The sequence below is a fragment of the Sphingobacterium kyonggiense genome, from assembly GCF_039536825.1.
In the GTDB taxonomy this organism is placed as follows: domain Bacteria; phylum Bacteroidota; class Bacteroidia; order Sphingobacteriales; family Sphingobacteriaceae; genus Sphingobacterium; species Sphingobacterium kyonggiense.
This window is the reverse complement of record NZ_BAAAZI010000011.1, coordinates 150,339-164,158: the sequence shown is the minus strand read 5'-3', so window position 1 is coordinate 164,158 and position 13,820 is coordinate 150,339. Positions and strand designations below refer to the sequence as shown.

Here is a 13,820-nt window from a genome sequence, read left to right as displayed (position 1 = left end):
AAACATTTTCATTTCATTTTCTACAGAAGAGTCACCTACATCAATGCCGAAATAATAGTATTAAAGGATTAAACATTAATTATTTACAATAATCTTCAGGATTTTAAGATTGATGGGAATCTTTACTAATTTAGGCGCATGCCAATTTTAAAATTTTATGCTCAAACTGCAGGTTAACAATGAATCCGACCGACTACATTCGGTCATCCTGGGGACTGCAACACGAAACGGTCCCATTCCCCAAACTGATGAAGCTTATGACCCCAAATCTTTAGAACATATTCTGCAAGGGACCTACCCCAAAGAAGCGGATATGATAAATGAACTAAATGCCTTTGAAAATGTACTTAAACGCTATGCTGTTCAAGTTTACAGGCCAGAAATTATTAACGATCTTAATCAGATCTTTACCCGAGATATTGGTTTTGTTATCGAGGACAAGTTTATCAAATCCAATATTCTACCCGATCGTGCTGAAGAATGGAATGCCATACAATATCTGGTTAAGGAGATCCCTGCAGACAAGTTGATTACGGCTCCAGAGGACATCCATATGGAAGGTGGTGATGTATTATTATGGAATGACCACATCTTTGTCGGAACCTATAAAGGGGATGATTATGCGAGCTTTAATACCGCACGAACAAATATGAAAGGCGTAGAATTTATTCGCGACTTATTTCCCAATAAAGAGGTCAAAGAATTCAACTTGATCAAGTCCATGACCAATCCTCGTGCAAACGCATTGCACTTAGATTGTTGCTTTCAACCTGTGGGAAAAGACAAGGCAATCGTCTTTCCGGGAGGCTTTATTGATCAAGAGGATTACCAATACCTAGAGGATCTTTTCGGGTTGGAAAACCTATTTCAAATCACTGCTGATGAAATGTATCAGATGTTTTCTAATGTGTTCTCCATTGCGCCAGATGTGGTAGTCACCGAGAAACAATTTACCCGATTAAACAACTGGCTACGTGAGCAAGGATTTACTGTTGAAGAGATTCCTTATCACGAAATAGGCAAACAAGAAGGCCTATTACGCTGTTCTACATTACCACTTATGAGAGGCTAACATGCAAACAACAGATACCATTATGATGGTTAGGCCGTACGAATTTCGTATGAACGAAGAAACGGCCGTAAATAATTATTTTCAAGAGGAGGAAGTCAAAACAGATCGGCTTGATGACCTTGCTCTAGCCGAGTTTGACAACTTTGTCAAAACTCTTGAGAATGCAGGAATTCGTGTAATTGTAGTTCAAGACAGCGGAAAGTTCGATACTCCCGATAGCATCTTCCCGAACAATGTGATTTCTTTTCGAAAGAATCACGCAATTCTCTATCCCATGTATGCTGAAAACAGACAACGGGAAAGAAACCTAAACTACTTAGGAAAGCTTGAACAAGCAGGTATACACTTTGATAAATTAACGGATTACACTTATTTCGAAGACCAGAAGTTGTATCTAGAAGGAACTGGATCCATGGTATTGGATCGAGTAAACCGCATCGCCTACTGTAGTTTATCAGATCGAGCGGACATACAGGTATTGAATATCTTCTGTGAGGATCAAAACTATAGCCCGATGGCATTTCATGCAACACAGGATGTTGAAGGAAAACAATTGCCAATATACCATACCAATGTGATGATGTGTGTGGGCACTAATTTTTGTTTGATCTGTCTGGACTCTGTTAAAAGTCCGGAGGAAAAAGCCATGTTGGTTAATAAGTTTCAAGAGACGAAAAAGGATATTATTGAAATCTCAGAAGCACAAATGCATCGATTTGCAGGCAACATGTTAGAGGTTCAAAACAAAGATGGTGAGCCCTTTATTTGCATGAGTTCTCAGGCATTTGAATCTTTAGATGACGAACAAGTAAAAACCTTAGAAAAGCATGGACAGCTATTGCATGCCCCGCTCTTTAGTATTGAGAAGTATGGTGGTGGCTCTGCCCGATGCATGATGGCTGAGGTATTCTACCAATAAAACAGAATGGGCTGAAGAGTTTAAATATTTCTTCAGCCCATTTTTATTTTGAATTATCAATTCTTACCAGTGATAAAGCAAGCCAACGGATAGAAAATTAATATCTGCTGCGTTCTGTTTAGGCGAATAACGAACCTTGTAGCCTGCTGTAATAGAACTGTTCAATGGCTTAACATAATACGATACACCTACGGTAGGATTTAATAAAAAGATATTACTACTCAATTTAGCAGTTGCTTCTTGGCCATCAATTTCTAATTTAACCTTCTCCCGATAGAAATCGTAAGAAACGCCACCCGAAACAAATACATTAAAATCCGACTTGGTTTTGTCTAGAAAAAAATAACTATAATCAACACCAATACTGGTTGTATTTACTGTACTATAGCCCACATAGCCTTTTACAGCCTGTTTTTTATGGAAATCATAGCGAAAAACTCCACCATAATATAGATCATATCCTGGGGATTCCATCATCATATCGGCATATAAGCCTGCTGCATAGGTTTTATCCTGCGCACGTAATTGAGTAAAAAGCAAAGAAAAGAATGCAGCAATTAAAAAAAGTCTCTTGTTCATCGTGTGTGAGTATTAAAAATAAGTTAAGATCGGCGAAGTTAGCCGCTTAAGATTAAACCCCAAAACTATTCTGACATTTTAATAATTCGCAAAACAACAGAAAGTTATTTCAGGCAATATTTTTAAAAACTATCTTTTGCGATCTCTCTTCTTACTCGGCTTAAACTTTCCGGTGTAATACCCAAATATGAGGCAATCATCCATTGCGGAACACGCAATAGTAAACTTGGATACATTTCCATAAATTCCAAATAACGCTCTTTAGCTGTCATGGCCAATAAAGAGTTAATCCGACGTTGTAAAAAGTAGATACTACGTTGCAAGGATGTCTCGGTAAACAAGGAAAAGTTCACTTGCAATTTTGCTGCCTCGGAAAAGAATTTAGGATGTAGAAACACTACTTTACTAGGTTCAATGGCTTTTATGTAATATAAGGAAGGCTCATCAAAATACATACTGGATCTGTCGGATACCAACCAATTCTCAGGGGCAAACTGAAGGATATGTTCTCCTCCTTTTTCATCCAAAGACAAGAACTGCAATAGGCCTTCTTCAACAAAAAGAAAATGCTTACACACTTCACCAGCCCGCATGACATACTGGTTATGAGCAAGCTCTCTAAAATCAATATAAGGCTTTAACTTAGAAAAATCCTCGTCAGAAAGCTGCGCCTTCTCCTTATAATATTGATAAAAATTACTTGAAGTCAATTGGTTCTCGCTCATGTCTAATACAAAATCGTAAATTTAAAGTCTAGTGGATTGAATGCTTTGATCAATTCTTTAATCAAATCATCCCCGTATTTCAGATAAAGTACGGCAAAATTATCGGTTCTTTCTTGCAATCCACCTCCTGGAAATAACTTATCCTTAATGCGCTCTATTTGAATCAACGCATCCTCATGATTGCGCTTTTCTGCTTTTAGGAATTTCTTTTCCAGGTTATTCATTGCCTTCTTCAAGCGCGCTTTCACCGCATCTGTACTTGCAGATAATGTCGGGTCAATCTTGTGTGCACGAAGTTTAATGCGCATAAAGATCGCGTTCATCTCCATCCACTCATCCTGTAGCTGTAGGCGCTGTTTGGTCTTCCGCTTCACATAGTCATTCTTCAAGGTATTAAGTGGCTTGAAGATGCTCTTAAAGGTCAAATCCAATCGATAAATCTTACTAGCTAAGCTATCATCACCAATCAAGGCTGAATTACGCGGTATAAGAATGGGGAAAGGAACTTTATATTGATCAAAATTAGCTTTCAACTGCAACCAATATACAATCTCTGCACCTCCTCCGATATAAGCTAAATTGGGAAGAATTACTTCTTGATACATCGGACGCATCACTACATTAGGACTAAAACGTTCAGGATGCTCCTGAATCTCTTTCTTTATTTCCGCTTCTGTAAAATATATATTCTGATGTAAGATCTCAAATCGGCCATCAGGAAGTCGAACAATACGCTCTCTAAACTCATCAGTCAAGTAGAAAAAGTTAATCTCTCTAGCATGTACTTGCGTACTATATCCCAATTCTTCTAAAGCATCATTTGTTTTATTGATCGCTTTAAAGCTTTTTTCTTCTAAAATATCGGTTTCCATAATCGGCGAAAAAAGCGCTTTAAAAGCAGCTCTGTCCGCATCAATAATTAGCAGTCCATAATCTTTAAACAGGCTATTTACAAAGGTTCTGGTAGCATCTGCCAAGTTCATTCCCTTAGCATAGGCATCATCAACCATCTCGGTAAGCTTAGTAGCTATATCCGACAAACCGAAAGTTTGGGTGTATTGCTTGATGACCTCCGTCATAGTGGAAGTATCCATTCTACCCGTTGCTGACTTAGCATCCTCTTCCCAGGTGATCTTTTTACCAAATACTCGGGTATTGTTAATTTCGGCAAAATCATGATCCTCTGTAGCCATCCAATATACCGGTATAAACTCCTTATTTGGGAATTGCTTCTTCAGGTCATCTGCCAACCGGATTGCCGTTACGATCTTGAAAATAAAATATAAAGGACCAGTAAAGATATTAAGTTGGTGTCCGGTGGTTACCGTAAAGGTGTGCTCATCTTGCAGGAGCTGAATATTCTTGGCAACCTCAGGAGAGTCTTTTAATAAGTCACCGTATTGATCACGAAGTTGATCAACTAATATATTTCGGAATTTGAATCCTTGCTTTAAGGCAATCTGTTTTTCAAATCCCTCCAAAGTTGGCTTGTTACCATAGAATGAGCTCAAAGGCTCATCAGCCTTGATATAAGCTAAAAGGGTTTTTGAAAAACTATTGGTGTCAGTGTAATCAATATAGGTGGCCTTCATCTAGTACTATTAAATTCAAACAAAAATATAGGCAATCGCTACACAAAGTACGAAAAATAAAAAAAAGGCAGTCGCCTGCCTTATATTCTTTCAGTTATTTGACAATACTGCCGTAGAGATCGAAGTCTTCTGCACGGTCCACCTTCACTTGAACGAAATCACCAATACGAGCGTAATTGGTTTTCGCATCCAGAACCACTTCATTATCCACCTCCGGTGAGTCATATTCGGTTCTTCCAATAAAGTAATCACCATCTACACGATCCACCAATACCTTGAACTCCTTACCTACTTTCGTTTGGTTGATATCATAAGAAATACCTTGTTGTACCTCCATGATTTGATCAACACGCTCTTGCTTAACTTCCTCCGGAACATTGTCTTCCAAGTTGTGAGCATGCGTTTTCTCCTCATGAGAATAAGTAAAACATCCTAAACGATCAAAACGAGTATCCTCTACCCATTCCAACATCTCTTGGAAGTCTTGTTCTGTTTCACCTGGGTAACCACAGATCAAGGTTGTTCTTAACGCGATATCAGGAACTTTATCTCTAATTTTATTAACTAAATCAATCTGTTTCTGCTTACTTGTACCACGACGCATGGATGTTAACATATTGTCTGAGATATGTTGCAATGGCATATCCAGGTAATTACAAATGTTGGAGCGTTCATTCATGGCATCAAGAATATCCATAGGGAATCCTGATGGGTAAGCATATTGTAAGCGGATCCATTCGATGCCATCTACATCAGATAGATGACGCATCAAATCAGATAAATTACGTTTGCCATAAATATCCAATCCGTAATACGTTAAATCTTGAGCAATCAAGATCAACTCTTTCGTACCATTTGAAGCTAAGAATTTAGCTTCCTTAACTAAGTCATCGATTGACTTGGATACGTGTTTACCACGCATCAAAGGAATAGCACAAAATGAGCATGGTCTATTACAGCCTTCCGCAATCTTGAAATAAGAAAAATGAGAAGGTGTAGTCAATAAACGTTCTCCTAGTAACTCATGGCGATAATCGGCTCCGATACTGGATAGTAAATCAGGTAGATCATTCGTGCCGAAAAAAGCATCTACATTCGGGATTTCTGACTCTAGTTCAGGCTTGTATCGTTCAGATAAACAGCCCGTCACAATGACCTTGTTAACTTTTCCTTGTTCTTTAAGTTCGGAGAATTGAAGAATAGTATCTATGGATTCTTGTTTTGCATTATCAATAAATCCACAGGTATTGATCACCACGATATCCGAAGCTTGGATATTGGTCGCTTCATGGACCACATCCAATTGGTTGCCTTTCAGTTGTCCCATAAGGACTTCGCTATCGTGTATATTTTTAGAACATCCTAAAGTAACCACATTTACACGTGGTTTTTGTACGGTTGTTCCTATTTGTGCTTTCTTAGTTTTCATATTAAAATAGTAGACCTATTTGAAGAGCGAGTCTACAAAGTCTTTTTTGTTAAATAGCTGTAAATCACCAATCTTCTCCCCTACTCCAATGTATTTAACAGGAATTTTGAATTGATCAGAAATACCGATCACCACACCACCTTTGGCTGTTCCATCCAATTTGGTTAGCGCCAAGGCATTCACATCCGTTGCTTGAGTAAACTGTGTCGCTTGTTCTATAGCGTTCTGTCCGGTTGAGGCATCCAATACCAATAAGATTTCATGTGGTGCATTAGGGATAACCTTCTGCATAACATTTTTAATCTTGGTCAACTCGTTCATTAAACCAACTTTATTGTGCAAACGACCCGCAGTATCGATGATGGCAACATCATCTCCATTTGCCACGGCTGATTTTACCGTATCATAAGCAACAGAAGCAGGGTCAGAACCCATAGGCTGAGCCACAACACGAACGCCTACACGCTCTCCCCACAATTGAATCTGGTCAACTGCGGCAGCACGGAAAGTATCTGCAGCACCAAGGACAACTTTATTGCCTGCTGCTTTTAATTGATGTGCTAATTTTCCAATGGTCGTTGTCTTACCAACCCCATTGACTCCGACTACCATAATGACATATGGTTTTTGGTTACCATATTCAAATGTTTCAAAGTCATTGCTATTATTCTCGGCCAATAAGCCTTGAATCTCGTCTTTCAACAGGTGATGTAGATCATCTGTTGAGACATACTTATCTTGAGCAACTCGCTTTTGGATTCGATCAACAATTTTCAATGTGGTGGTTACACCGACATCAGAAGTAACCAGTACTTCCTCCAGGTTATCCAACACATCATCGTCAATGGTTGATTTTCCTACAACAGCACGCGTTATCTTTGAAAAGAACCCTTCTTTGGTCTTCTCCAAGCCTTTGTCTAGTGCTTCTTGTGCTTCACCGCTCTCTTGTTTCTTCTTAAAAAAATCAAATAATCCCATGTAGTGACTGTGTTAAATTTCGGAATGATGATGAATCAAATATACTGAAATGCGAGATACTAAAAAAGCCCTTTTGGGGATACCAAAACGGCTATGAATAAGATTTTTAAAGAAAAACTTTAAAAAAAGGAATATCGATCTGCTTATTTAGATCCTGCAGCAACAACCTCTTTTACTTTGTCGTTGTGTACCATACTTTCTTTGAAAGTATAGGCACCAGTTTTTGCAGATTTAGTGGTAATAATAACTTTAGTATACTCTTTACCACCACCTTTTTGTAATGATGCAACCGCTTTCTTTGCCATGGTATTATATTTTTATTAGGGATAGCATAGCTACCCGTGTTGATTACTTAATTTCTTTATGAACAGTTACTTTTCTCAATACTGGGTTGAATTTTTTCAATTCTAAACGCTCAGTTGTGTTCTTTTTGTTCTTCGTGGTAATATAACGAGACATTCCCGGAAGACCGCTTTCTTTGTGTTCAGTACACTCAAGGATAACCTGTACTCTATTTCCTTTTTTTGCCATTGTCTTACTTATTTATACCCTCACGGGTGAATTTCATGATTCTTTTTTATGCTGATTACAACAGGCGTCTATCTATTAAATATGACCCTTTTTAATGAATTTCTCGATCGATGCTGTAATACCGTTTTTATTGATCGTTTTAATTGCAGAAGTAGATACTTTCAAAGTAATCCAACGGTCCTCTTCTGGAATGTAAAAACGCTTGGTCTGTAAATTTGGATAGAATTTACGTTTTGTCTTAACGTTCGAGTGTGATACGTTATTTCCTTTTAATGCCGTCTTGCCTGTTAAATCACAAATTCTTGACATGATATTCGATTTTTATTGTTGTTCCTATATATAATCGTCTCCTTTAGAAACGAGTGTGCAAATATCTATATTTCTTTTCGGAAATACAATAATAATTTAGGAATTATTTTAAAATTGTTGGGAGGAACCTTAGAATCCAACAAAAATACTGTATTTTGCATCAGCATTAATGAAGCAAGCCAAACAATAGTTTTCAACAATTCACAATGAACAGGTATCTTATCAAGGGGCTTTCCCTAACAATCAGCGGAATTCTCTGTGTATATTTCAGTTATATCCTTATGGGAGAAGAAAATAATTGGTATAAGCTATTGATGACAGTAGGGGTAATCTTATTTGGTTGGGGATTCATAACCTTGATATATCGCATCTTCCGCAAGATAGATCGCAACAGTATCCTTGATGACCGCCAGAACAAGAAAAAATAACCTAAAACATCCAGGACGATTATGTTGGTTCAGACCAAAGGCATCCCTCTTAAGATCACCAATTATTCCGAAAGCTCTGTCGTAGCGCAGATTTATACCGAGCAGTTGGGGTTACAATCTTACCTGATAAACGGGGCTAGAAAGCCAAAGGCAAAGATCCACACCAACATCCTTCAACCATTTCACTTGTTGGACCTGGTTGTCTACAACAAAGAAAACAACAATCTACAGAGAATTAAAGACGCGCAACAGAGCCCAACATTGACCAGTATCCCTTTAGATATTGTTAAAAGCTCCTTGGCCATGTTTCTCAATGAGGTGCTGTATAAAGTGCTGAGGCATCAACATCCTGACCCACACCTATACCAATTCTTAGAGAATGCCATTATCTGGCTGGATGAAGCCAAGGAAGGTTTAGCGAACTACCACCTTATTTTCCTCTTGAAGCTCACACACTTCCTAGGTTTTAAGCCTGCAATTAGTAAAAAACCCTATTTTGATCTACAAGAAGGGCAATTCACTTCCATTATGCCAGCGCATGTCCAAGTGCTTGCAGAACCCTATTCTTCCTTGTTTCGCGATTTGTTACAAGAAAACTTTCAGGATTGTAACAAAATTAAATTAAGTAAGTCTGATCGTGCATTTATCCTTCAAAAAGTAGTGGACTACTACCGCTTGCACACGGAGAACTTTGGAGAACTAAACTCCTTGTACATTTTAGAAGAAATTTTCGGCTAATTATTCTATTCTTATTCAGTAGGCAATGTTTTATAGGTGTTAAAACATTTATTTCGCTGAAAAGAAAGGCAGCAATAATAGGGAATTGCAATTATTTCGGGCGCATTAGACATGAAAAAGCCCATCAGACAGCTCTAATGGGCTTTTACACAATAAATATATTATGAATCTATTCCTTAGATAAGTTTTACATTTACCGCGTTAAGACCTTTACGGCCTTGTTCCACCTCGTAAGAAACATGGTCTTTTTCACGAACCTTGTCTACTAAACCAGAAACGTGAACGAAAATTTCGCCCTCTCCTGAGTTTGGAATGATGAAGCCGAAACCTTTGGCTTCATTAAAGAATTTTACTACTCCTTCTTGCATGTTATTAATTATTGTTTTTTTTAAAGATATTATATTTTTTCTAAAAATGAATTTATTTTTTGTCCTTTCCCATTAAACATTCCTCTATTTCAATTGTCTATTTTTTGGAAAGGTTTTTGCCTATCCCATTTTAAGACAAAAATACATATGAAAAAGATTTTAACAGTACTCGTTTTATTCACCGCAGTATTCACTGCACAAGCTCAAAATTCACTTATGGAAAACAGCAGAAGGGTTTCTACTCGTGGCTACGCCGAAAGGGAAGTAACACCAGATATTATTTATTTGTCCATTTCCCTTAAGGAATATTACCAAGATGGGAACACCAGAAGGAAGGTAAGTATAGAAACTTTGGAGAAGCAACTTTTTGATGCAGCAATGAAAAATGGTGTGAAAAAAGAGGACTTTACCATTCAAAATATCTACAGCTACAATGCTGAAACGAAGAAGAAAAATAATGAGCTCTTGCAATCAAGACAATACCGCATCAAGGTTACTAACTTGAATAATTTAAACAAGATGATGGATGAGGTAGATGCCAAAGGTTTGCAAAGTACATCGATCGCAGGATACGATCATTCTCAGAAAAGACAAATTGAGAAAGAACTAAAAACTGCAGCAGTAAAGGATGCACGCACAAACGCAGACATCTTGGCTAGTGCAGATGGTGGAACAGTAGGGAAGGCCTTGATGATCAATGACAATAGCAATGTAAATTGGAATGAAATCATGCCGCAACCACGCATGTACGCTATGGCTAAAACAGCCAATGCAGAGATGGACGGTGCTGGTACTGGGGTGGATTTAGATATACGTCCAATCAAATTGACTTGCAACATTGACGCTGTTTTCGAATTAAAGTAAAATGGAGAATCGCTACGCGAACAAATTAGATAAGATTAATAAAGATTTCCAATGGGTGGAACGGCTATCTGTTTTAATGGATAGCCGCTTCCGCATTGGTAATTTCCGCTTCGGATTAGACCCTATATTAAACTTCATTCCCTTTGCAGGACAGATCGCAACACTGATCATCTCTTTGGTCTTGGTATCTGTCATGTATCGTAATGGAACCAGTGGAAAACTGACCATAAGGATGCTCCTAAACGTTACTTACGATGCTATAATAGGTTCAATCCCTTTGTTAGGCAATGTCTTTGACTTCTTTAATAAAGCAAACGACAAGAACATCAAATTACTCCGCGAGCATTACTACGAAAACAAACACCAAGGCTCTGGAATCGGCATCTTATTAACCATTGCCATCATCCTTTTTGTCCTCATTTTAGGATTTATATACCTCATGTATGCCTTAACCGTTTGGCTATTTAACGGCATCTTTTAATCGTTAATAGCAAAATAGCATTACCTTTGTCCCATGAGCAAAACCCGCATTTTCGCCCTAAGTCTTGTTGCAATTATGTTGATTGCCGTTTTTACAAATCCTTCTAAGGAAAAAATAGAAAGCAAACTAGCAGATAAGGCAAAAGAGATTTTAAAGAAACAACTCCAATACGAGCATCAAGATGCTGTAGATCTTGGAATGATGTTGTTTGGCGATCAAGTGGTTAGCGAATTTATCAACTCCTACACAACCACTTCCAATTATTATTTGTTTAGCTTAAGCAAGATAAATTGGAATGGGGAACAGATTATTATTGGGGGAGGAGCATTCAGTCAAGTCTGGATTAGCCCTAAACTTGATGAGAAAGCCGATCAGCTAATCAATGCTTTGAAAAAACAATAATGTTGGAGATTCTTTACCGTGATGAGGATCTCATCGCTATTAATAAGCCTCACGGGCTGCTCGTACATCGATCTTCCATAGCTGCTGACACCTCCGAATTTGCCCTTCAACTCTTGAGGGACCAAATCGGACAAGCTGTTTATCCTGCTCATCGTTTGGATAGAAAAACAGGTGGTGTACTTCTGTTTTCCTTGAACAAGGAGATGGACAGTCTAATACAACAAGCCTTTGCCAATAACCAGATAAAAAAAGAATACCTCGCCGTACTAAGAGGCCATCCAGAAGCTGATGCAGAAATAGATTATCCCCTTAAAAAAGAAAACGGCACCCTCCAAGAGGCATTAACTCGTTTTGAAATCATCGAAAAGGCCGAAATAGACCTGCCCTTCGGTAAATTTCCGACATCCAGATACACTTTAGTGAAGGCGATGCCTCAGACAGGCAGAATGCACCAACTAAGAAGGCACTTCGCGCATATTTTCCATCCCATCATAGGGGATAGGCCACACGGCTGTAATAAACAGAATAAGCTTTGGAAGGAAACCTTTGAGCACGATACGATGTTGCTTCATGCAAGTAAAATAGAATTCAATCATCCGAAGACCAAGGAATTGATTGAAATTTCGGCAAATCTACAACCGGAATTCCAACGCGCGCTACAGATTTTACATATTTCTGCGATTTAACAGCGAAAATCGACAAGATAATCGCAACAAAAAGCTAGATTATTTACGAAATCTTTAGAAAAACAACGGATACATTTCCTAATTCCCACTTTATTTAAGGTTTAAATCGATTGCATGCTATTTCCTTAACTTTTAGTAAATGAAGCCCCTTTTGTCGTATAAATTTCTATTTTTGTAAGAACTAAAACTCATTGAATTATCATGAAAAATACTGCGTTAACAAACGTGCACATCGCTTTAGGCGCCAAGATGGTTCCATTTGCCGGATTTAATATGCCTGTTCAATATACAGGTATTAATGATGAACATGAGACCGTGCGTACAGGCGTAGGCATTTTTGATGTGAGCCATATGGGAGAATTTATCCTAAAAGGCGAAAAAGCCCTAGACCTTATTCAAAAGATCTCTTCGAACGATGCTTCTAAACTTTATGATGGAAAAGTACAATACGGCTACATTCCTAATGAAGAAGGTGGTGTCGTGGATGACTTCTTAACGTATAAAATCGATGACAAGACTTACTTATTAGTGGTTAATGCTTCGAATATTGAAAAAGATTGGAACTGGATCAGCAAATACAATGATTTCGGTGTTGAAATGAAAGACATTTCTGATGAAACATCCTTGTTTGCTATTCAAGGACCTAAAGCAGCAGATGCATTACAAACCTTAACCGATATCGAATTAGCTCCTATGGAGTATTATTCTTTCCAAAAAGGTGTATTTGCTGGTGTAGACAATGTATTGGTTTCTGCAACAGGTTATACTGGTGCTGGAGGCTTTGAAATCTATGTAGCAAATGAGCATGCGCAACAAGTATGGGACGCTATCATGGAAGCTGGAAAACCTTATGGAATTAAACCTATTGGTTTAGGCGCTCGTGATACGCTACGTTTAGAAATGGGTTTCTGTTTATACGGTAATGATATCGACGATAAAACATCTCCACTTGCTGCAGGTTTAGGTTGGGTGACTAAGTTCACTAAGGACTTCGTGAATTCCGAAAACTTAAAAGCAGAAAAAGAAAAAGGTGTTTCGCAGAAACTTGTTGGATTCGAAATGATCGATAGAGGTATCCCTCGCCATGATTATGAGATCGTAGATGCTGAAGGAAACAAAATCGGTCGTGTAACTTCTGGAACACAATCTCCATCCTTGAAAAAATCCATCGGTTTAGGATATGTTGATACAGCATTCGCTAAGGACGGTACTGAAATCTTTATTTCTATCCGTAATCAACCAATCAAAGCGGTTATTAAAAAACCTCCTTTTGTAAAATAGTTCAAAAATAAATAGTTGAAAGGCTCCTAATAGGGGCCTTTTTTTATGCCTATGTTCCACGTAAAACATACATTGTTCCACAAGATTAATACCCAATAAATCTGGAAGCCTTAAACAACAGAATTCGCATTAATCAAATGGAAATTTTATAGACAGACACCTAATCCCTACATCTACTTTCTGCTGTCTTTTGTCTCACACCTAATAGCGTAGCGGTCTCAAATCACATATCTATTTCAGGGGTTTCATTCGATACTTATTCGGATCTCCTTCGGAACTTGTTCGGAACTCCTTCGGATCTCGTTCGGTTAGAAGCGAACGAGATCCGAAGGAGATCCTTACCAGATCCAATGAATTTCCGTGAGAGTTTCAAAGCAATGTGTAAGGAAATAAGAAGAATTATTTAGGAAATAAGCACGTACGGAAAAAGATAGATTC

Annotated in this window: 18 protein-coding genes; 9 read left to right on the top strand and 9 right to left on the bottom strand. The window is 38.1% G+C overall.

Annotation, left to right across the window (positions count from 1 at the left end; genetic code table 11):
• The first annotated feature begins 157 nt into the window (after nt 1-157).
• Both ABD676_RS13775 and ctlX read left to right on the top strand, forming a co-directional pair.
• The gene (locus ABD676_RS13775) at nt 158-1,072 is read left to right on the top strand and encodes a dimethylarginine dimethylaminohydrolase family protein (protein WP_344675299.1); all 915 of its coding nucleotides are present in this window, start codon (nt 158-160) and stop codon (nt 1,070-1,072) included.
• A 1-nt stretch (nt 1,073) separates the two neighbouring features.
• Complete coding sequence (ctlX, locus tag ABD676_RS13770) at nt 1,074-1,991, top strand: citrulline utilization hydrolase CtlX (RefSeq protein ID WP_344675298.1); 918 nt, start codon at nt 1,074-1,076, stop codon at nt 1,989-1,991.
• A gap of 63 nt (nt 1,992-2,054) precedes the next feature.
• Here the strand turns inward: ctlX and ABD676_RS13765 are convergent, their stop codons facing one another.
• From ABD676_RS13765 to rpmB, 8 genes are all read right to left on the bottom strand, one after another.
• Nucleotides 2,055-2,570, bottom strand: coding sequence for a hypothetical protein (locus ABD676_RS13765; protein WP_344675297.1), 516 nt, complete (start codon nt 2,568-2,570; stop codon nt 2,055-2,057).
• Between the two features lie 122 nt (nt 2,571-2,692).
• Nucleotides 2,693-3,295 carry a Crp/Fnr family transcriptional regulator gene (locus ABD676_RS13760; RefSeq protein ID WP_344675296.1) on the bottom strand — a complete coding sequence of 201 codons (603 nt, stop codon included), beginning with the start codon at nt 3,293-3,295 and terminating at the stop codon, nt 2,693-2,695.
• Nucleotides 3,296-3,297: 2 nt separating this feature from the next.
• On the bottom strand, nt 3,298-4,887 hold the full coding sequence (gene bshC, locus ABD676_RS13755) for a bacillithiol biosynthesis cysteine-adding enzyme BshC (protein WP_344675295.1): 1,590 nt from the start codon (nt 4,885-4,887) through the stop codon (nt 3,298-3,300).
• 94 nt (nt 4,888-4,981) lie between these two features.
• On the bottom strand, nt 4,982-6,316 hold the full coding sequence (gene rimO, locus ABD676_RS13750; protein WP_344675294.1) for a 30S ribosomal protein S12 methylthiotransferase RimO: 1,335 nt from the start codon (nt 6,314-6,316) through the stop codon (nt 4,982-4,984).
• Nucleotides 6,317-6,331: 15 nt separating this feature from the next.
• Nucleotides 6,332-7,294, bottom strand: a complete 963-nt coding sequence (ftsY, locus tag ABD676_RS13745) for a signal recognition particle-docking protein FtsY (protein ID WP_344675293.1) — start codon at nt 7,292-7,294, stop codon at nt 6,332-6,334.
• A gap of 143 nt (nt 7,295-7,437) precedes the next feature.
• Nucleotides 7,438-7,599 carry a DUF4295 domain-containing protein gene (locus ABD676_RS13740; RefSeq protein ID WP_344675292.1) on the bottom strand — a complete coding sequence of 54 codons (162 nt, stop codon included), beginning with the start codon at nt 7,597-7,599 and terminating at the stop codon, nt 7,438-7,440.
• A 43-nt stretch (nt 7,600-7,642) separates the two neighbouring features.
• The gene (gene rpmG / locus ABD676_RS13735) at nt 7,643-7,825 is read right to left on the bottom strand and encodes a 50S ribosomal protein L33 (protein ID WP_002998409.1); all 183 of its coding nucleotides are present in this window, start codon (nt 7,823-7,825) and stop codon (nt 7,643-7,645) included.
• Between the two features lie 75 nt (nt 7,826-7,900).
• Complete coding sequence (rpmB, locus tag ABD676_RS13730) at nt 7,901-8,134, bottom strand: 50S ribosomal protein L28 (RefSeq protein WP_094258637.1); 234 nt, start codon at nt 8,132-8,134, stop codon at nt 7,901-7,903.
• Between the two features lie 206 nt (nt 8,135-8,340).
• Here rpmB and ABD676_RS13725 point away from each other — a divergent pair, with 206 nt between their 5' ends.
• Entirely contained in the window at nt 8,341-8,562 is a 222-nt protein-coding gene (locus ABD676_RS13725) for a signal peptidase (protein WP_344675291.1), read from the top strand.
• Between the two features lie 21 nt (nt 8,563-8,583).
• Nucleotides 8,584-9,300, top strand: coding sequence for a DNA repair protein RecO (gene recO / locus ABD676_RS13720; RefSeq protein WP_344675290.1), 717 nt, complete (start codon nt 8,584-8,586; stop codon nt 9,298-9,300).
• A gap of 176 nt (nt 9,301-9,476) precedes the next feature.
• Here recO and ABD676_RS13715 read toward each other — a convergent pair whose 3' ends face one another.
• Nucleotides 9,477-9,668 carry a cold-shock protein gene (locus ABD676_RS13715; RefSeq protein ID WP_099365114.1) on the bottom strand — a complete coding sequence of 64 codons (192 nt, stop codon included), beginning with the start codon at nt 9,666-9,668 and terminating at the stop codon, nt 9,477-9,479.
• A 147-nt stretch (nt 9,669-9,815) separates the two neighbouring features.
• Here ABD676_RS13715 and ABD676_RS13710 point away from each other — a divergent pair, with 147 nt between their 5' ends.
• The 5 genes from ABD676_RS13710 to gcvT all read left to right on the top strand — a co-directional run bounded on the left by ABD676_RS13710 (nt 9,816) and on the right by gcvT (nt 13,382).
• Entirely contained in the window at nt 9,816-10,532 is a 717-nt protein-coding gene (locus tag ABD676_RS13710; RefSeq protein ID WP_344675289.1) for an SIMPL domain-containing protein, read from the top strand.
• 1 nt (nt 10,533) lies between these two features.
• Nucleotides 10,534-11,013, top strand: a complete 480-nt coding sequence (locus tag ABD676_RS13705; protein WP_344675288.1) for a DUF4112 domain-containing protein — start codon at nt 10,534-10,536, stop codon at nt 11,011-11,013.
• Nucleotides 11,014-11,046: 33 nt separating this feature from the next.
• The gene (locus ABD676_RS13700) at nt 11,047-11,415 is read left to right on the top strand and encodes a hypothetical protein (protein ID WP_344675287.1); all 369 of its coding nucleotides are present in this window, start codon (nt 11,047-11,049) and stop codon (nt 11,413-11,415) included.
• Entirely contained in the window at nt 11,415-12,101 is a 687-nt protein-coding gene (locus ABD676_RS13695; protein WP_344675286.1) for a pseudouridine synthase, read from the top strand. The genes ABD676_RS13700 and ABD676_RS13695 overlap by 1 nt, the downstream gene beginning before the upstream one ends.
• A gap of 201 nt (nt 12,102-12,302) precedes the next feature.
• Complete coding sequence (gene gcvT / locus ABD676_RS13690) at nt 12,303-13,382, top strand: glycine cleavage system aminomethyltransferase GcvT (protein ID WP_344675285.1); 1,080 nt, start codon at nt 12,303-12,305, stop codon at nt 13,380-13,382.
• The last annotated feature ends 438 nt before the right edge of the window (nt 13,383-13,820 follow it).